The organism is Oligella urethralis DSM 7531, from assembly GCF_000372065.1.
Taxonomy (GTDB): domain Bacteria; phylum Pseudomonadota; class Gammaproteobacteria; order Burkholderiales; family Burkholderiaceae_B; genus Oligella; species Oligella urethralis.
The window spans coordinates 90,775-109,808 of record NZ_AQVB01000003.1; the positions used below are offsets into that span (position 1 = coordinate 90,775).

A 19,034-nucleotide genomic window follows, 5' to 3' on the forward strand; every position below is an offset into this window, starting at 1 on the left:
AGCGCTCGAGTTAATGGCTACTTAAAGCGCTCGCAGCTATCGACCTTTAAACCAGATAATTTACTTTAAAAATAAACTATTCATGCGTTTCACAAAAGCGGCAGGATCAGCGATCTGCGCCCCCTCTGATAACATGGCCTGATCTAACAACACACTAGCCCAATCGGCAAAATCCTCATCGCTAGCGGCTTCAATACGCTTAATCAAGGCATGCTCTGGGTTAATTTCCAAAGTCGGTTTGACATTAGGCACCTCTTGACCAGCCGCTTTTAACATACTGACCAAGTGCGGGCTTAATTCATGCTGACCAACAACCACGCAAGCCGGTGAATCGACTAGGCGCCAAGACACTTTAACCTCTTTAATTTGTTCACCAAGGGCCTGCTCCAGTCTTTCAACTAAAGGCTTGAATTCTTCACTCACCGCCTCTTGACGTTTTTTCTCATCCTCATCGGCAAGCGCATCTAAATCCAAAGCACCTTTGGAAACCGAGACTAGCTTTTTGCCCTCAAACTCCGTCCAGAAAGAGACCATCCATTCATCAACCCGCTCAGACATGAGCAAGACCTCAATGCCTTTTTTACGGAAAATCTCTAAATGAGGACTACTCTTAGCGGCCGCAAAACTATCGGCAGTCACATAATAAATGGCATCCTGCCCCTCTTTCATACGTGACACATAATCCGCCAAGCTAACCTCTTGGGCATCCGAATTATCGTGCGTTGAAGCAAAGCGCAATAACTTCGCAATGCGCTCCTGATTACCACGATCCTCACCAATACCCTCTTTTAGCACTTGACCAAACTCACTCCAAAAAGCTTTATAATCCTCTGGGCGATTTTCTGCTAAATCCTCTAGTAAAGACAAGACGCTACGCGTCGAACCATCACGAATGGCTTTGACATCACGACTTTCTTGCAGAATTTCACGAGAGACGTTTAAGGGCAAGTCGGAGGAATCAATCACCCCACGCACAAAACGTAAGTACATCGGCAATAACTGCTCTGCGTCATCCATAATAAAGACACGCTTCACGTACAACTTCACGCCATGTTTAGCATCACGATCCCAAAGATCAAAAGACACTCGCTTAGGAATATAGAGTAGCTGTGTGTACTCATTACGACCCTCAACACGGCGGTGGGTCCAGGCTAAGGGATCCTCAAAGTCATGGCTAATATGCTTATAAAATTCCGCATATTGCTCATCACTGATCTCATTACGATTACGCGTCCACAGCGCACTCGCTTGGTTAATGGTTTCCCATTCGCCAGGCTTGGTGGTTTCGCCCGTTTCCTGATCGTAATTTTCCTGCTCCATTTGTACGGCAATGGAAATATGATCAGAATAGCGCTGCATAATGCTGCGTAGCTTCCAACTATTTAAAAACTCTTCAGCATCTTCTTTTAAGAATAAAATAATATCCGTACCACGACTGTCTTTACTAATGGGCTTGATACTAAATTCACCCTCGCCCCGTGACTGCCACTCGACCGCCTCATCCGCAGCCAAACCGGCACGGCGGGTACGTACTACCACCTCATCGGCCACAATAAAGGAAGAATAAAAACCTACCCCGAATTGACCGATCAATTGCGTATCTTTTTGCTGGTCACCGGTGAGTTTAGAAAAGAACTCCTTGGTGCCTGAACGAGCAATAGTACCGAGGTTATTAATCACCTCTTCCTCGCTCATACCAATCCCATTATCACTAATGGTGATGGTTTTTAGCTCCGGATCGAAACTGACGCGAATGCGCAGATCACTATCATCTGCCAGTAATTGTGGATTAGCAATGGCCTCAAAACGCAATTTATCACAAGCATCAGAGGCATTAGATACCAACTCTCTTAAAAAAATCTCTTTATTGGAATAGAGGGAATGAATCATCAACTGCAAAAGCTGTTTGACCTCGGTCTGAAAACCCATGGTACGTGCTTCAGCGCCTTGATTCTGACTTTGATTTGTCTGATCTACCATTATTTTAAATCCTATTATTCTTAACCATAAAGTCTATGGTGTTATTAGCTGAGGACTGAATCGACAATTTCAAGAGCAAAAGGCACTACAAAGCCCTATGTTTTACAAGCAGTGATTGAAAAAGTTTAATCCTAAATCAAGTTAGCACCACCTAATATAGCTTTAGTTAATATAGATAAATAGCACACAACGCTTTGCTGGCTATTTTTTAAGCGCTAATAGACGTTAATACAGAAAAGGGCTTATTCATGCCAAGGTAAACGCAATGAATAAGCTCTCCGACGATTAAATTGAGGCCCCTGCCTAAGCCTTATTATAGGCCTTATCTAAGGCCATACCACGTTTCCAAAAGGCCTGATACTCCGAATCTGGCATCAAACTACCACCGGTGGCCCAGACAATATGATTAGCTTGGTGCATGTACTCCTGAAGACCATGCTGTTGCAGATACTGCTGCCCCTCTGCGGTATCGAAGATTGCTTGCGGCCCACTCAGCGAGGCAGCAGCCGAGGGCTCTATTTGAATCCCCTCCTGCACTTTTAGCAGATACAGATTGCGCAGTAAATTATCCTCACCAATCACCACCACACCCGATAAACGTGGACGCATTTCCTTAACCGCTAATTGGGATGCCACTGGTACGGCTAAGCCATCCGCCTCCGTTTGATTCTGTTGTCCAACATCATAAATACTGATGCCTGGCTGATCAAGGTGCTGTAACTGCACCGCAAAGCAAGAAGAGTCCTCAGGCTCCACAAAAAACACATGCACATGGTCGCCGAACTCCTCCTTTAGGCCATAGGCAATACCACCTGGTGCGCCCCCAACACCACAAGGAATATACACAAACAGCGGGTGCTCTGCATTCACTGTGAGCTGTAGTTGCTCCAATTGTGCCTTTAAGCGGCGACCGGCAACGGCATAACCGCAAAATAAAGAAATCGAATGCTCATCATCCACGAAATGATTAAAGGCATCTGCTAGCGCCTCCGTTCGCCCGACCTCCACCGCTTGGCTGTAGTCGCCAGCATGCTCAATGACTTGCGCCCCTCGCTCACGAAGACGCTGCTTTTTCCACTCCTTGGCTTCAGTTGACATATGGACAGTAGCTTGCATCCCCAATGCAGCCGCCATAATCCCCACACTCATGCCAAGGTTGCCGGTGGAGCCTACCGTCACCTGATACTTAGCCAAAACCTCTAGGGCGCGTTCGGACAACAAATCGATAACGGAGTTATTTGGCATCAAACAGTACTTCTCACTTAATTCATCAACAATCTCCAAGACCTCATGAATACCACCGCGCGCCTTCACCGAACCGGCCACCGCCAAGGCATGGTCGCCCTTTAGCCAAAAGCGTCCACCCTTGGAGGCATAGGCGCTATAGTGAGTCAAGGGCAACAGCTCTGACTCAATGATACCCTGCGATTTTTCCAATTCTGGAAATAAATAAGCCAACAATGGCGCAAAGCGCTCCAAACGCTCAGCCGCACTCTGCACCATGGTGCTAGTGATATTATTGGTTGGATAATGAGCGCTTACGCTCTGCAACTCATTATTCAGCACAAGATTAATACTCATGCGCAAATCGCTCATGAAATTACCTCTAAAGATAGATACCATTAATTAACAATAACCAGCTGTTATGATACGTCAGCCCAAGGGCTCTAAAAAGCAGTATTTATACTAGCGAAGATGATGGAAGATTGAAAAGCGTGAAGAGTCGGCAGCTAACCATAGCTGCCTAAGCCATTGATAGCTTAGAGGGATTTGTGGTGCCCGGGGCCGGACTTGAACCGGCACGCCTTGCGGCGGGGGATTTTGAGTCCCCTGCGTCTACCAATTTCACCACCCGGGCATTTGACTGAAAACACTAGAACGTGTTCTCGTAGGGAAGTAGAAAATTATATTCCTTTTTTATAAATATATCTACTCATCTTTTAAGAAAAAGACAAAATTCTGCGCCTTCCAAACAATTCGTCTACATATTGCTACCAAAAGTATTGATTTAATCGCCCTCTCACACCATATAATAGCCTGTCACTTGAGAATTGCTGCACGCACCTCATGACTTCGTTTAGAACTCTTTTTTCAAATCAAGGATACGCTAGGATGCCCACCCACGTCACTCCCATTGATGCGCTGGCCAAAGCCTTAGCCAGTCAACTTCACCCAAAAATGCTGATGGCGGTACTGATGCCATTTGGCGTGACCGTGCTTAGCTTAGTTTTATTATTAATTGTTGCCTGGAACCCTTTGGATAACTGGTTTATCGCCAGTGCCAACAAATGGAGTTGGTTTAGCAGCTTTACCTCGCTCTGGGGCATGAGTACCTTGAGCGACTGGCTAAGTGCTTTAATTGCCTTTATTGCCTTGTCAGCCATTAGCTTAGTGATTGGCTTAGCCGTTGCTGCAGTTGCTGTGACGCCGCTAGCAGTCAGTTTACTCGCAAAGACGCATTATCAAGACCTGGAAAAGCGCGGTAAATTTATCGATTCACGCAGTATCTTTAATGCGATCAAAGTCGGTGTGATCTTTGTGGTGGGTTGGTTAGTCACCCTACCACTGTGGCTAATCCCCTTTGCATCCATTGTATTAAGTGTTTTTTGGACCGCTTATGCCTTTTCCCAAATTGCCAAAGTCGATGCCATCACCGAGCACGCCTCACCCGCCGAGCGCACATTTATTCTAAAAAAATATCATAAAGGCTTTTGGATTATCGGCTTGGTTTGCGGTTTACTCTGCCTCATTCCCTTTATGGGTTTAGTGATGCCAGTCTATGCAATTTTGGCCTGTACCCACTACGGTTTGAGTGCGCTCAGAGAATTACGCCAAGGTGCGATTGATATTGACAGCCACTTTAGCGCAGATGCCTCAGCGCGTATTACTAGCAATAAAAATAAGGCTTAACTAGCCCTGAGTGCCCTGCCAAGTCGGTGCGTCGACACGAATATCAAAGATTTCCAAAAGTCGCGCATTGGTGTGAGCTACCATTTCCTCAATGGAGCTAGGATGATGATAAAAGGCAGGCAGTGGTGGATAAATAATGCCGCCCATCTCGGTGACTGCCGTCATATTACGTAAATGGGCTAGATTAAAGGGCGTTTCACGTACCACCAAGACCAGCTTACGACGCTCCTTAAGATGCACATCGGCGGTACGGGTAATCAGATTATCCGATAAGCCAATGGCACACGAGGCCAAGGTATGCATGGTACAAGGTAAAATCAGCATACCATCAGTCTTAAAACCACCGCTGGCAAGGGTTGCACCAATATCTTTGAAGTGATAGCAATGATCTGCCATGGCATAGAGCTCATGACGATCCATGCCCATTTCATACTTTAAATTCACAACACCAGAGGAAGACACCACTAAGTGCGTTTCTACCTCTGGTATTTGCTGGAGCGTCTGCAGCATACGCACCGCATAAATCGCGCCCGTTGCTCCAGTCACCCCAATGACTAATCGCTTTTTCATGAAAACTAGTCGGCAGTCGCACCTGAGGCGTCAAGTAGCTCTTTAAGCTCACCACTGCTTTGCATCTCTTCCATAATATCGGAACCACCAATGAACTCACCCTTAACATAAAGTTGAGGAATGGTCGGCCAGTTAGAGTAGACCTTGATCTCTTCACGCACTTCCTGATCATCAAGCACGTTAACCGTCACTAATTTGCGCACACCCAAATCGCGTAAAATGCTGACCGCCTTGGCCGAGAAACCGCACTGAGGGAACTGAGCAGATCCCTTCATAAACAAGACCACCGGGTGTTCTTTAACAGTTTCATCAATAAAGGTACGAACATCTGTACTCATCATACTTCCTTAATTAAAATTCGTTACTAATCGCTTGCACACTGTGCAATAACTGCCTGGATACTAAGCGTCTATTTTAGCTTAATTCGGGTCTTAACAACACGATACACCCGAACTTTATAGGGCTTGACCTAGGTTTAAGCGGCGGACTCCCAGAGCCCACCGCTAATTCTTTCGATACCCGCCAAATCTTGCAGGCTTTGCACCAGCTTAAAGCCTTGTTGAGTTAGTAACGACTCCACCGACGCCGCCTGCTCCCAACCATGCTCTAGCCAAAGTGCGGTTGGTAGCGCTTGATTTGGCGCCGAGCTTTTTAAAAACCGCGGCGCCTCAGCCACTAAACGCCGGATCAAACGCAAACCATCGGCATTGTCAGTTAAGGCCATTAGCGGCTCAAAACGCACATCACCCTGCTGCAAATGGGGATCGTCACGATCAATATAAGGCGGATTTGAGACGATTAAATCAAAGCCATTGTCTGAGGCGTTGAATGCCTCAAACAAATCACTTTGTAGCAGCTCAATGTCTACCTGAAGCGTACGTGCATTGTCCCGGGCTATGGCCAAGGCCTCCGCACTCAGATCCAGTGCCCATACCTCAGCCTCTGGAAAATAATGCTTAATACTAATCGCAATAATGCCGCTGCCAGTACCAATATCCAAGACGCGTGGACGCTTTAGACCCTGAACCTTTAATGCCTCTAAAAAGGCGATGGCCTGTTCCACCAACAGCTCCGTTTCTGGGCGCGGTATCAGCACTGCGGGTGTGACTTTAAAACTTAAGCTCATAAACTCGCGCTGAGCAATTAGATAGGCTAAGGGCTCACCTTCCAAACGACGCTCAAACAGCGCCTGCAACTGCGCTTTGTGCTCAGTACTCAGTATTTCATCATCATGACTGATAAACCAAGCGCGCGGCTTATCCAACACAAACTCCAACAGCATTCTGCGCTCTAACAATGGCAACTGCGGGAGCGCCAAGACATCTCTAATACGATGACAATCCTGTAGACTCTTAGTCATGACTTAAAGCAGCCAACAATTCTGCTTGTCGCTCTGCCATTAAAGCACCGGTGAGCTCATCTAAAGAGCCGTCCATAATTTGCTGTAATTTATATAGGGTCAAGTTAATACGGTGATCTGTCACGCGCCCTTGCGGGTAATTATAGGTACGTATACGCTCAGAGCGATCACCGCTACCGACTAAGCTTTTACGTTCAGCTGCCTCAGCCGCCTCTCTTTCCTGGCGTTGAATATCATTAATACGCGCCGCCAATACACTCATGGCTTGAGCCTTATTTTTGTGTTGGGAACGGTCATCCTGACATTCTGCAACAATACCGGTAGGGATATGGGTAATACGCACGGCCGAGTCGGTTTTATTGACGTGCTGACCACCTGCACCACTGGCACGGAAGGTATCAATACGCAAATCCGCTGGATTGAGCACCACTTCGGCTAATTCATCCGCTTCTGGCAGAATGGCGACAGTACACGCCGAAGTATGCACACGTCCCTGCGACTCCGTTTCGGGCACACGCTGCACACGGTGCGCACCGGACTCATACTTCAAGCGACCATAAGCACCCTCACCATCAATTCTAGCGATCACCTCACGGTAACCACCTAATTCAGAAGGCGCCTCAGAAATCAACTCGACACGCCAGCCCTTTTCCTCCGCATAACGTGTATACATTCTTAATAAATCGCCAGAAAAAAGCGCACTCTCATCACCGCCAGTACCCGCACGAATTTCCAAAAACACGCTGCGACTGTCATCCGGATCTTTAGGCAACAGCTCAAGCTGTAACTCGTCTTCAAGCGCTGTCAATTTCTCTTTTAGTAAATGATATTCCTCCTCACCCATTTCTTTGAGCTCGGGATCTTTCATCATTTCTTGCGCCGCTGATAAATCCGCTTCGGCACCTTCATATTCATTAAAAAGCTGCACCACGGGATCGATTTCCGCACGCTCGCGTGAGAGCTTACGAAAATTATCCATATCATTCACAGCTTCAGGCTCAGATAACATCGCATCTAACTCGATTAAACGGTGAGACAATTGCTCTAAGCGAGATCGCATTGAGTCTTTCATAATTAAAATTCTATCTAGGAAGAAGGTTGAAATATAGGGTAAAAACACTCGCCTACGCAATATCGGCGAGCAAAGCAGATAACAAGGAGCCTAGCTAATGCTGCTCTGAATCAAAGGGAAATAACTGCGGCACGATATTTAGTAGCTCTTGACGCTGCACACCCTCGGAACGGTTAAGCTGCGACATCGGCGCATGCAGATACTTCTGCGTGAGATTGCGCGCTAAGTACTCAAGCACCGCTTCGGGATCCTCACCTCTAGCCAACAGTCGACGCGCCTTTGCCAGCTCCGCTTGACGTAAGCTCTCAGCATGATGATTTAAGTCCTGAATCACCGGCACCACCAGACGGCGTGACTCCATCCATTGCATAAAATTCAAGACGCGGGCATCAATAATGGCCTCGGCCTGCCCAACTGCACGCTGACGCGAATCCTGACCCATTTGTACGTAGCGGCCTAAGTCATCAACCGTGTATAAGTAAATATTATCCAGCTGAGCGACCTCCGGCTCCACATCACGTGGCACCGCTAAATCAACCATCACAACCGGCTTAGAACGACGCTTGCGACTAAGCTTTTGTACCATACCCAAGCCTAAAATAGGTAGGGTGGAGGCGGTACAGGTCACGACCACATCAAATTTATGTAACTGCTCTGGCAACTCAGACAACTTCATGGTGCCACCATTAAAACGGGAGGCTAGTAGCTGTCCACGCTCAGGCGTACGGTTAGCCACGGTGATGGAGCGAGGATTAGCACCAGAAAAATGTGCGGCACAAAGCTCAATCATCTCACCGGCACCGATAAACAGCACATCGCTATTTTTGAGATCTCCAAAAACCCGCTCTGATAAGCGCACCGCCGCTGCCGCAAATGAAATCGACTGCGCCCCGATGGCGGTATTGGTACGCACTTCCTTAGCGACCGAAAAGGTCCGTTGAAACAACTGATGGAGGGTAGAGCCAAGGGTACCTGCCTCATCTGCTGTACGTACTGCAGTTTTTAATTGACCGAGAATTTGCGCCTCGCCCAAAACCATCGAGTCCAAGCCACTGGCCACACGAAAAGCGTGACGCACCGCCTTATCCTGATCCAATTGATAAATATAGGGTCTTAACTCATCGTCTTTTAATGAGTTAAACTCAGCCAACCATGCTGGAATATCAGCCGCAATCGATTGATCGGCCGCACAGTAAATCTCGGTGCGATTACAGGTTGAGAGAATAGCCGCTTCTTTGACCGAATTACCAAAAATCGAACGCAAACCATGTAAGGCCGGTAATACAACATCACCAGCCATCGACACTCGCTCCCGAATATCAACCGGGGCAGAGTGATGGTTAACGCCAAATGTTAAAACATCGGTGGACATATCGACTCAAAACTAGGTAATAAAAACTAAGACGCACGCCAGACTGCACCGGTTAAGCCCTTAATTCGCAAAGAAAAAACTATCGACAATTCTTATTTATAAGGCTATATTATATGCCCCTTAGCTATTTTTCACAAACTGAAATGATTGATTGCGACTTTCTATTTGCAATCTTGGCAACGCATGGTAAAAACTCAGCCGCAACTCAAACAGGCGCTGTCAAAAAACAACAACTCAGCAGGCTTTAGATCATTAATTGAGTATTTTTAATCAATTTTCAATAAAGTCTTCACATTTACCCAATCTTTGTATATAATAACTTTTTTGTTGGCCAGGTAGCTCAGTCGGTAGAGCAGAGGATTGAAAATCCTTGTGTCGGCGGTTCGATTCCGCCCCAGGCCACCAGAGATTCTTTAAACTCGCTAGCTTTAAGGGTTAGCGAGTTTTTTATTGCCATAATGCTACAATCGCCCCCTACAGTGGCACACAGCTCAAATACCAGCATAACTCACGCTCACTTTCATCAAGCGCTTTTCCTCGCTACTGCAGTTCACGCCACTACTGTGCTAAGCTGAATCATAACACCTACCTACACACACCACCTAAGCCAAGGCCGTCACAAGCCCAGCAACTATCACCTATGAAAGCTTTAGAACTCCTGCTACCACCACCCCTTATCGCCTTTTTAAGCGCACTACTTATGTACTTTGTGGCCAAACCGTTACCCATTATTCATATCACTTGGCAAGCAAAGTTAATCATTAGCACTTTACTGATGCTGCTTGCTTTAACTATCGGTCTAAGTGCCATTATCGCTTTTGTTCGTCACAAAACCACAGCCAATCCAAAACGCCCGAGTGCGAGCACTAAATTGGTTATGACAGGTATTTATCGTTATAGTCGTAATCCCATGTATCTAGCCATATTATGTTTACTTTTAGCGTGGGCCGTGTATTTACAAAGCCTATTTGCAAGCATCGGGATTATCTTCTACTTGCTCTATATAACGCGATTTCAGATTATGCCCGAAGAGCGTGTGTTAGGAAGCAAATTTAAGGCTGAGTTTAGCGCCTATAAACAGCAGGTACGGCGTTGGTTATAACCCCTTGAATTAGTTCCAAACCACCCCATCTCTAAAAAAGGAGCCCCAACATCGCCTGCTTGATAGCAAGAAGCTGCCTAGTGCAGTATGATTGAGTATTCAAGCACTCTCAACACATTCCAAAGCGTATTTATATGTCCAAATTCACCAAGCTCGTCCAATCAACCGTAGCGCGAAGTCGTCAATCAACGCCGCTAGATAAAGAAAAGCTCTCCATTGAGGAATTACAGCTACTTAGAATCCGCGACGAATGCTATGAAATGGTTAATACCAGCTCATTCTTTTCAGGTGCGGTGGCGGCGGTACCGATCCCCGGCATGGATATCGCCACAGACGTCAGTATTTTGATGAAGCTACTGCCCAAAATTAATAAGAAATTCGGTTTATCCGCTGAGCAAGTAGAAGCCTTAGACCCGCAATTAAAGCAAATAACCTTAATTGCCATTACCAAAATCGGCACCAGCTTAATCGGCAAATACATTACGCGCGAAGCGGTGGTTAAATCCGTGACTACCGCTGGTGCTAAAATTGCCGCTACCAGCACAGCCAAAACCGGCTTTAAATTTGTGCCCTTTTTAGGCCCTGTCCTATCTGGTGGCATTAGTTATGCAGCGATGCGGATTGTTGGCCGAGCCCATGTCAATGATTGTTATCAAGTCGCCCTTGAAGTGCTGCAGCAAAAACAAAAGCTCGCTAACTTAGACACGACGAAGTAACTCATCAAACATAAGAAAAGCGCCGTTTCTCACATGAGAATGGCGCTTTTTAAGTTGACTTAAGCTGCTATATGCTACATTGTCGGACAAAAGGTCTCGGCCACTTGCAAGAACACACTCTCCTCGCTGTTGTTGCCTAGCTTCCAACCACCCTTAACCATTTGGGGCACATCAACAATACGCTCACCCAGGGCATCGGCTTCTGGGTAATAGCCAGCATCCTTAAAGCTCACATGCTGCTTGGCACAATCAATCATCACTTCACCCTTGACCGACTTGAAACCACCGTTTTGCGGTTCTTTAAAGTTTAATAAACCACTAAAAAACACATGATTATCCTCAACCCGAATGCTTTGTAAAGGCAAAATCAATTGCTGTGAGCTGGCTCGATACTCAGCCTGTTTACTCAATTGATAATCGGGCATCAAATTACCCTGGGCATCTAGATAAACGGCCAGGCCCTCAGCAAACTGCATCCGCAACTTAGCGCCTTTTGCACCTTTATAACCATTAAAAGTTAGCACACGTGTCGTTTCATCCCAGCTTAAGGAACCTTTATTGACTGAGACCTTGTGAGGTGATTCCAGTTCAGCCTCACGCATTAAATAGGTACCATCAGTGTTAAAAATAAGATCCACCTCAATACCAGCGCAATGACCGCAGGGAATCACGCCATTCCATCGTCCATCCCAATCCACGACGTGTGGGGTAGGATCAGCATTTGCTTGAGCTTCAGTGCTTGCATCGGCAACCGCCTCTTTGACACTCATCTCTTCAGCTTGCGGCTGAGCTTCTTTGGTCGCTTGAGCGCAGGCTGAGGATAAGGCAGCCACCACACCCACTAAAGCAAATGCTAACTTTTTCATAAAGAACTTCCTAGGAAACGGATTAATATGTTAAGAACTAATTACTGCGCTCTTTTTAACATATAATCAGCGCGTGCGTTACCTTCGGCGTCAATATATAGTAATTGACCATCTTTTAATAACAAGTGACGGCTTTCATTATCAGCAGTTGTTAAGGTAAGCACACCGTTAGTTGCGGTATAACTCGCCGTACCACTGGTACTAAATTCACCATCAGCCGACTCTCGATAGCTCTCGTTCATAGTAAAGGTACCGTCAGCATTAAGCGTTAGCTTAACATCAATGCCAGGGCAAGATGCACAAGGTACGGTACCAACCCATAGACCCTGAGCTTCTTGAGCCAAAGGTGCTGCCGCTTGGTTTGGTGCTTGATTTGGCGTTTGGTTTGGCGCAACTTCAGTCACGGTCACTTTCTCATCAATACGCGCCTCACCCTCTGCAACTGGGGTCGCAGTCACCACACTCTCCGTGATACGGATTTCGGCATTACTGTTTAAACTATCGGTGGCCGCAACATCCGCAGCCGTTTGAGCATAAGCACTAGTCGCTAAGGCCACGGAAGTACCTAAAATAAATGCTAATTTCTTCATCTTCTTACTCCTTAAATAAGTTGAAAATAAGCGAATAAAAAATCGTTTAATCTTTAACAAGATGCCTCTCATCTTAGCCTGTTACAAAGTCAAAGATCATTAAATTTCGTTTTAAAAAGTAAGTAAATATCCTTTAAATCGATACAATTTCAGCCACATCATTGACTAAGCAATTGTTTTAAAAGGCTTAATTATGCAGCTTTCAGTAGCTTACAAAAATCTGAATGGATGGTAGAATAAAATCCTTTTAGCAAAAAAATCAAACCGCTTTTAAACGGTCTTATCATCTTATGACGCAACATACTCAACGCTTTATTGCAAAAATTCTTAATAGCCCACAAGCGGCCGGCGTAATTCTGATCCTGGCCTCAATTATCGGCGTCGTCTTTGCTAACTCCGCTCTGGCCAATGGCTATTTTGCTTTCTTAGAAGCCAAATTCCTCAATCTATCCATACTGCATTGGATTAATGATGCCTTGATGGCTATCTTCTTTTTACTGGTTGGGTTAGAGGTTAAACGAGAACTTTTAATAGGCGACTTAGGTACCCGTCAAAAGCGCATTCTTCCTTTTGCAGCCGCCTTTGCTGGGGTTACGCTACCGGCGCTGATTTATCTCTATTTTAATTGGAACGAACCGCTAACCGCCCCCGGTTGGGCTTCACCTGCCGCCACCGACATTGCCTTTGCACTCGGTATCTTGGCCTTGGTGGGTAGTCGCGTCCCCATCTCATTAAAAATCTTTTTAATGGCCTTGGCCGTGATTGATGATTTAATTGTGATCGTCATTATCGGCCTATTCTATACCCAACAATTACAAATCATTTATTTATTCATTGCGCTAGTGGTTATCGTAATGCTGGCGATCTTGAATCTTAAAAACCACCAGCGTAGCCTACCCTATTTAGTATTAGGCTTATTACTCTGGTGGTTAATTCTTAATTCAGGTATTCACGCTACCCTAGCCGGAGTTATCTTGGCCTTTACCATTCCCGTGACGGAGCCAGATAAGGCACACTCACAGCATGATGCCGAGCCCTTGTTATTACGCTGGGAACATGCCTTATCTAACTGGGTCTCCTTTTTAATTATTCCCATTTTCGGCTTTGCTAATGCCGGCGTCTCCTTCGGCGCCTTCTCTTATGAACAGCTATTTCATCCGGTGGTCTTAGGTATTACACTGGGACTCTTTGTAGGTAAGCAACTCGGTATCTTTGCGACAGTTTTTTTGATGATCAAAAGCGGCTTTGCGCCTAAACCACATGGCGCTACTTGGTTACAGCTTTATGGTGTGTCAACGCTTTGCGGTATTGGCTTTACCATGAGTCTATTTATTGGCATGCTTGCCTTTGTTGAGGCTGAGCACCAAGACCTCGCCAAAATCGGCGTCTTTATCGGCTCAATTCTCTCGGCTGTGATAGGATTTTGTATTTTAAGATTCGCACCAACTAAGTCCTAAGTGGAACGATAAACATCAAAAGCCGCCATGGCGGCTTTTGACTTAAGATTTAAGGGCTTAACGAGCTCGGTCTTCAGGCCAGAAATGTGCTAATTCATTCGGAATATCACGTGAGCCGAAAATCATCTGCCCTACTCGGATATCGGTCGCCCCCTCCTCGATGGCAATTTCAAAGTCCCCCGACATACCCATCGACAAACGACGTACCGTGGGATGCTTTGACTGTGCCTGGTCACGCAACTGCCTTAGGGTACGGAAGCATTGGCGCACTTCCTCCTCATTTTTACTATTCATAGCCAAAGTCATTAAACCAACCACCCGCAAATGGCTAAAGGCTGCGCACTCATCAATAAAATCCAAGGTCTCTGCCACCGGCAGACCATACTTACTCTGCTCCAAGCTTGTATTAACCTGCACATAAACTGGCAGCACCCGCCCTGCTTCTGCCATAAAGCGATTGACCCGTGCAGCGAGGCGTAAAGAATCCAAGGCATGAAACTCACTCACATAATCGGCTAGAAAACGTGCCTTATTACTTTGTAAATGACCGATTAAAATCAACTCCAAATCTGCATACGCACCATCCTGCTTAAGTGCCTCGTACTTATCAACCAACTCCTGCACCTTGTTTTCGCCTACTTGCTTATAACCATTCGCATAAGCCACCTCAATGGCTGTTGGCGCAAACTCCTTGGTCACAGGAATCACGCGCAGCTCGTCCGGGCTACGACCAACGCGCTCGCAGGCTGCCGCAATACGCTGGGCTAATAATTCGAAATTTTCTTTGATTTTCTCAGGGGCAAACAGCGCCATATCAGTCAATGACCTCCTTATTTATTTAATAAATACTCCGGCAGAATCTGCTCCGGGGTCAAGCGTGGGCGATCGGCTGGGAGCTCACGCAAGGGTTGCACGCGCACCAAACTTGCTTTGCTGCGTCTGGCTAAGCGCTGATACTTGTGTGTACCTAAGATTTTGTGCCGCAAGTCCTCGTCACTTAATTGCTTAATGATTTTGGCAGGGGCACCTGCCACTAGACTGTACTCAGGAATCATCATGCCCTTTTTCACAAAGGCCATGGCGCCAATGATGCTATTTGCGCCAACCGAGACCTCATCCATCACCACCGCATTCATACCGACTAAGACATTACGTCCGATCACGCAACCATGCAGTACTGCACCGTGCCCAATATGACCATCCTCCTCAACAATGGTGTCTTGACGCCCGTCCCCATGAACTACGCAGGTGTCCTGGATATTTGAACCCTCTTTCATCACGATACGACCGAAATCACCACGTAAACTCGCCATCGGCCCCACATACACCCCAGGACCAATAATCACATCACCAATAATCACTGCCGTCGGGTGGACAAAGGCACTTTCATGAATGACCGGAACAATCCCATCAATCGCATAAATATGATCCATCACTTCCTCCTCTATATTTAACAAATATCATAGCTTAAAACGCCACCTAATCTTTCTAATTACTAAATCATCACTTGAGAAAAGCCATAGCTCCGGCGCCATGCTATCTGCTACACTTAGCGTTATTTAAAACAACTAGTGGGAGACTGTAGATGAGTGATAGTAAGTATTTAACGGCCGCAGAGACGGCACTCAAAGAAGCCGCCATACAAACGCTCTTTGAGCAAACCGCAGCCTACCTGCGAGAAGGCGTCACTCGGCAAAGCCTCACTCAAGTGATGCACGCCTTGATTGAGCTGGCTTCACATCAACATTGGTGGAGTCTAGCTCAGTATGAAGTACCCGATGACGAAAGCCTGCAAAACCGCTACTTAATTCACCAAGCATCGGATGATGGCTTTACCCTCTATCTTAATGTGATGAAACCGGGCAAAAAAATCGTTCCCCACGATCACACCACGTGGGCCTGTATTGCTGGCGTAGTTGGCACCGAGACGAATTTTGTCTATGAGCGTCTTGATGACGGCGCGGTCCCAGGTAAAGCCACCTTAGCGCTAAGTGAGACCGTGTTAGTTGGACCGGGTAGCGGAATTGCTTTATTAGCCGATGATATTCATGCCGTTAAGATTGAGGATACGGTGATTCGCCATCTGCACTTTTACGGTCGTCCCTTGGAGCAACTGAGCGCTCGCAAAGCCTTTAATCTCGACGATAATACTTACACTAGTAAAGACCTTGGTGTCACCTCACGTTAATCTAGCAAGATGAAAAAAATAAGTGCTTCAAGTTTAAAAAAACTACTCCGCTCCGGTCAGGAAATAGCATTGCTGGATGTGCGTGAACATGGTCAATATGGGGCCTGTCATTTATTCTTTGCAGTTTCTATTCCCTACAGTCTATTAGAATATCGGGTAAGGGAATTAGTCCCCAATCTACATACCCCGATTGTCTTCTATACCAATGCGCAACAACACCAACTCATGCAGCAAGTCAGTGAGCGCTTAAAGAGCCTAGCTTATGACAATGTGGCTGTCTTAGAGGGTGGCATTGAGGCTTGGCAAGAGGCTGGCTACAACACCTTTGCTGGGGTTAATTTGCCCAGCAAAACCTTTGGTGAATTAGCAGAACTGAAGTACCGCACACCTCACCTAAGCGCTCAGCAACTGCATGCCCTGATGAATGATCCGAGTGCCAAGCTATTAATGCTCGATGGACGACCGCTGGCAGAGTACCAAAAAATGAATATTCCTGGTGCCATCTGTTGCCCTAACGGTGAATTGGCTTTGCGGGCGACACAAATGGTGGCCGATGAAAGTACCACCATCGTGATTAATTGCGCCGGTAGAACACGCAGCATTATTGGCGCTCAAAGCCTGATTAACTTTGGCATTAAGAATCCCGTTTATGCCCTAGAAAATGGCACCCAAGGCTGGTATTTAGAAGATTTTAAGCTGGAACACGGCGCAACTCGGCAGTATCCTGAAGCCATTGATAGCTCCCTCCAAAGCGCTTTGCAAGTCAAAGGGCAGGCACTACAACAGCGCTTCGAACTGCCAACCATCACGCTTGAAGATTTGATAAATTTACTGGCATCAGAGCAAGGCACGACCTATGTATGCGATATTCGCACCCAAGAGGAGTTTAAGCGTGCTGCTTGGTCAAGCATCGTTCGTCACACACCTGGCGGTCAGTTAATCCAAGCCACGGATGAGTTTATCGGGGTCAGAAATGCCAACCTCGTCTTAATTGATACCGACGGTATTCGTGCCCCTGTCGTTGCTTCATGGTTAAAGCAACTCGGTTGGTCAGTCTATTTGCTGCCGCTCAGCGAGGGCACTAAGGACTTGAGCAAACGACTCCCCGAACGGCCTAGCGTTGAACTTGTTTTAAGACACAGCACTGAGATAGCAGCCGAGGCTCTAGAGGATTTTATCCAGCAACACGCCGATTTGCTAATTGCCGACACACGCAACAGCATGGATTTCAAAAAGCAGCATTTAAACAACGCCATCTGGCTCAATCGTAGCCATTTGCTGCATCAACATGAACTGCTACAACCCCTATTCAATGCGCCTAAATCCCAAGCCATTCTCTTAATGGGTGACAATCAGGCTAAAAATAGACTGTTAGCGGCCGATCTGGCGCATTTAGGCTTTAAGCATATCTATTTAGTCCAGATTGAGCCAAAGTTTTTTGCTAATACTAATCATGCACTGAGCCAAGACGACGCGCTACTGAGTGAAGCGGATTGCATCGACTATTTGTTTTTCTTGCATGATAGACATCAGTACAATAAGGCCGCCGCAAGGCAATACCTTAAATGGGAAACCGACCTTATATCTAAAACTGATGAAGATGAAAAGGCCGTCTTTAACTTTAGCTACGCAAAACCTCATAGCAATTAAAGGAGTCGACTGTGTCTACCAACAGCCCCTGGTCCGTGTTTCTTATTTTCTTACGCCTAGGGCTAACCTCCTTTGGTGGTCCGGTTGCTCATCTAGGTTATTTTCGTGATGAACTGATCGTCAGAAGACGCTGGATGACAGAGCAACAATACGCTGACTTAATTGCTTTATGTCATTTTTTACCCGGCCCCTCCAGCAGTCAAGTGGGTATGGGCTTGGGTATTTCGCAAGCCGGCTATGCCGGTGCCTTTGCTGCCTGGCTGGGCTTTACCATGCCCTCGGCGCTGTTGCTTATACTGATTGCTTACGCCATCAATAGCGAGAGCGCTCTGCTCCCGCCCTCAGTCTTACATGGTTTAGCCATTGTGACCGTGGCTGTCATTAGCCAAGCGGTGTGGGGCATGGGGCGTAGTCTCTGCCCAGACAAATCGCGTTTTACCCTAATGATCGCCGCCACCTGCTATTTACTGCTATTTCCATCGACTTGGGGTCAGATCCTGGTCATGCTATTAGCAGCCCTCATTGGCGTAGTGTGCTTTAAGCCAGAAACGCAAAGGCAAGATGCCGAGCTCAAAAGTCCAATGTCAAAACGTCACGGACTCCTGTTTTTAAGCCTCTTTTTCATACTTTTATTACTACTGCCACTGGCCGCAAAACTATTCCCCAACCAGGCGCTGATACTGTTTGACGCCTTTTATCGCGCCGGCTCCTTGGTCTTTGGCGGAGGCCACGTGATGTTGCCTTTATTACAGGCAGAAACCGTACCTTCCGGTCTAGTCAGCGCAGAGGCCTTTATGGCAGGGTATGGTGCAACACAAGCCGTGCCAGGTCCTTTATTTACCTTTGCCGCCTTTTTAGGGGCTTCAATGCATACAGCTTACGGTCCCTTTATCACCGGGATGCTTTGCTTATTAGCCATTTTCTTACCCTCCTTTTTATTAGTGTTGGGCGCCTTGCCTTTTTGGGAGAGTTTACGGCGCTTAGGCCCTATTCGTGCCGCCTTAATGGGCGTCAATGCGGCGGTAGTCGGTCTGTTATTGGCGGCGCTTTATCGTCATGCTTGGCTAGATGCGATCGACTCCAGTCAAGATTTTGCACTTGCTTTAATTGCGCTCTGTGCGCTTATGATTTGGCAACTACCGCCTTGGTTGGTAGTGATTGGCGGTAGTCTCATTGCCTGGTTGCTCTATTAACAATTAAA

At 46.7% G+C, this 19,034-nt stretch carries 18 protein-coding genes and 2 tRNA genes; 8 read left to right on the forward strand and 12 right to left on the reverse strand.

All coding sequences use genetic code 11. The annotated features are described in order from the left end of the window. Positions 1 to 60: 60 nt before the first annotated feature. The 3 genes from htpG to A3GA_RS0102920 form a co-directional block, all read right to left on the reverse strand. A complete protein-coding gene (htpG, locus tag A3GA_RS0102910; RefSeq protein WP_018025889.1) occupies positions 61 to 1,980 on the reverse strand; it encodes a molecular chaperone HtpG in 1,920 nt (639 codons plus the stop codon). A 303-nt stretch (positions 1,981 to 2,283) separates the two neighbouring features. Next, positions 2,284 to 3,561: a D-serine ammonia-lyase gene (locus A3GA_RS0102915; protein WP_244264038.1), complete on the reverse strand. Its 1,278-nt coding sequence runs from the start codon at positions 3,559 to 3,561 to the stop codon at positions 2,284 to 2,286. Positions 3,562 to 3,753: 192 nt separating this feature from the next. Beyond that, positions 3,754 to 3,838, reverse strand: a tRNA-Leu gene (locus tag A3GA_RS0102920). A 254-nt stretch (positions 3,839 to 4,092) separates the two neighbouring features. On the opposite strand from A3GA_RS0102920, the gene A3GA_RS11220 reads away from it, so the two are divergent. After that, positions 4,093 to 4,890, forward strand: a complete 798-nt coding sequence (locus A3GA_RS11220) for an EI24 domain-containing protein (protein WP_018025891.1) — start codon at positions 4,093 to 4,095, stop codon at positions 4,888 to 4,890. Here A3GA_RS11220 and A3GA_RS0102930 read toward each other — a convergent pair whose 3' ends face one another. The 5 genes from A3GA_RS0102930 to hemA all read right to left on the reverse strand — a co-directional run bounded on the left by A3GA_RS0102930 (position 4,891) and on the right by hemA (position 9,264). Continuing rightward, on the reverse strand, positions 4,891 to 5,460 hold the full coding sequence (locus A3GA_RS0102930) for a UbiX family flavin prenyltransferase (protein ID WP_018025892.1): 570 nt from the start codon (positions 5,458 to 5,460) through the stop codon (positions 4,891 to 4,893). Between the two features lie 5 nt (positions 5,461 to 5,465). Further along, positions 5,466 to 5,798 carry a Grx4 family monothiol glutaredoxin gene (grxD, locus tag A3GA_RS0102935; RefSeq protein WP_018025893.1) on the reverse strand — a complete coding sequence of 111 codons (333 nt, stop codon included), beginning with the start codon at positions 5,796 to 5,798 and terminating at the stop codon, positions 5,466 to 5,468. A 137-nt stretch (positions 5,799 to 5,935) separates the two neighbouring features. After that, positions 5,936 to 6,820: a peptide chain release factor N(5)-glutamine methyltransferase gene (gene prmC, locus A3GA_RS0102940; RefSeq protein WP_018025894.1), complete on the reverse strand. Its 885-nt coding sequence runs from the start codon at positions 6,818 to 6,820 to the stop codon at positions 5,936 to 5,938. Beyond that, positions 6,813 to 7,892 (reverse strand): peptide chain release factor 1, encoded by a 1,080-nt coding sequence (gene prfA / locus A3GA_RS0102945; RefSeq protein ID WP_018025895.1) that lies wholly within the window; start codon positions 7,890 to 7,892, stop codon positions 6,813 to 6,815. The genes prmC and prfA overlap by 8 nt, the downstream gene beginning before the upstream one ends. 94 nt (positions 7,893 to 7,986) lie before the next feature. Continuing rightward, positions 7,987 to 9,264: a glutamyl-tRNA reductase gene (gene hemA, locus A3GA_RS0102950; RefSeq protein ID WP_026156774.1), complete on the reverse strand. Its 1,278-nt coding sequence runs from the start codon at positions 9,262 to 9,264 to the stop codon at positions 7,987 to 7,989. Positions 9,265 to 9,593: 329 nt separating this feature from the next. On the opposite strand from hemA, the gene A3GA_RS0102960 reads away from it, so the two are divergent. The 3 genes from A3GA_RS0102960 (at position 9,594) to A3GA_RS0102970 (ending at position 11,082) form a co-directional block, all read left to right on the forward strand. Then, positions 9,594 to 9,669, forward strand: a tRNA-Phe gene (locus tag A3GA_RS0102960). Between the two features lie 235 nt (positions 9,670 to 9,904). Next, positions 9,905 to 10,366, forward strand: coding sequence for a methyltransferase family protein (locus A3GA_RS0102965; protein WP_018025898.1), 462 nt, complete (start codon positions 9,905 to 9,907; stop codon positions 10,364 to 10,366). A gap of 134 nt (positions 10,367 to 10,500) precedes the next feature. After that, the gene (locus tag A3GA_RS0102970; RefSeq protein ID WP_018025899.1) at positions 10,501 to 11,082 is read left to right on the forward strand and encodes a hypothetical protein; all 582 of its coding nucleotides are present in this window, start codon (positions 10,501 to 10,503) and stop codon (positions 11,080 to 11,082) included. Positions 11,083 to 11,156: 74 nt separating this feature from the next. On the opposite strand, the gene A3GA_RS11795 is transcribed toward A3GA_RS0102970, so the two are convergent. Both A3GA_RS11795 and A3GA_RS0102980 read right to left on the reverse strand, forming a co-directional pair. After that, a complete protein-coding gene (locus tag A3GA_RS11795) occupies positions 11,157 to 11,948 on the reverse strand; it encodes a copper resistance protein NlpE (RefSeq protein ID WP_018025900.1) in 792 nt (263 codons plus the stop codon). A gap of 41 nt (positions 11,949 to 11,989) precedes the next feature. Then, complete coding sequence (locus tag A3GA_RS0102980; RefSeq protein ID WP_018025901.1) at positions 11,990 to 12,538, reverse strand: copper resistance protein NlpE; 549 nt, start codon at positions 12,536 to 12,538, stop codon at positions 11,990 to 11,992. Between the two features lie 290 nt (positions 12,539 to 12,828). Here A3GA_RS0102980 and nhaA point away from each other — a divergent pair, with 290 nt between their 5' ends. Beyond that, complete coding sequence (nhaA, locus tag A3GA_RS0102985) at positions 12,829 to 13,995, forward strand: Na+/H+ antiporter NhaA (protein ID WP_018025902.1); 1,167 nt, start codon at positions 12,829 to 12,831, stop codon at positions 13,993 to 13,995. 57 nt (positions 13,996 to 14,052) lie between these two features. Here nhaA and A3GA_RS0102990 read toward each other — a convergent pair whose 3' ends face one another. Continuing rightward, the gene (locus tag A3GA_RS0102990; RefSeq protein WP_018025903.1) at positions 14,053 to 14,808 is read right to left on the reverse strand and encodes a YggS family pyridoxal phosphate-dependent enzyme; all 756 of its coding nucleotides are present in this window, start codon (positions 14,806 to 14,808) and stop codon (positions 14,053 to 14,055) included. Positions 14,809 to 14,825: 17 nt separating this feature from the next. Further along, the gene (locus A3GA_RS0102995) at positions 14,826 to 15,428 is read right to left on the reverse strand and encodes a hypothetical protein (protein WP_018025904.1); all 603 of its coding nucleotides are present in this window, start codon (positions 15,426 to 15,428) and stop codon (positions 14,826 to 14,828) included. Positions 15,429 to 15,580: 152 nt separating this feature from the next. Here A3GA_RS0102995 and A3GA_RS0103000 point away from each other — a divergent pair, with 152 nt between their 5' ends. The 3 genes from A3GA_RS0103000 to chrA are packed head-to-tail and all read left to right on the forward strand — an operon-like array spanning position 15,581 to position 19,026. Then, positions 15,581 to 16,183, forward strand: coding sequence for a cysteine dioxygenase family protein (locus A3GA_RS0103000; protein WP_018025905.1), 603 nt, complete (start codon positions 15,581 to 15,583; stop codon positions 16,181 to 16,183). A 9-nt stretch (positions 16,184 to 16,192) separates the two neighbouring features. Further along, the gene (locus A3GA_RS0103005) at positions 16,193 to 17,833 is read left to right on the forward strand and encodes a rhodanese-like domain-containing protein (RefSeq protein WP_018025906.1); all 1,641 of its coding nucleotides are present in this window, start codon (positions 16,193 to 16,195) and stop codon (positions 17,831 to 17,833) included. An 11-nt stretch (positions 17,834 to 17,844) separates the two neighbouring features. Next, positions 17,845 to 19,026 carry a chromate efflux transporter gene (chrA, locus tag A3GA_RS0103010; RefSeq protein ID WP_026156776.1) on the forward strand — a complete coding sequence of 394 codons (1,182 nt, stop codon included), beginning with the start codon at positions 17,845 to 17,847 and terminating at the stop codon, positions 19,024 to 19,026. Positions 19,027 to 19,034 lie beyond the last annotated feature (8 nt).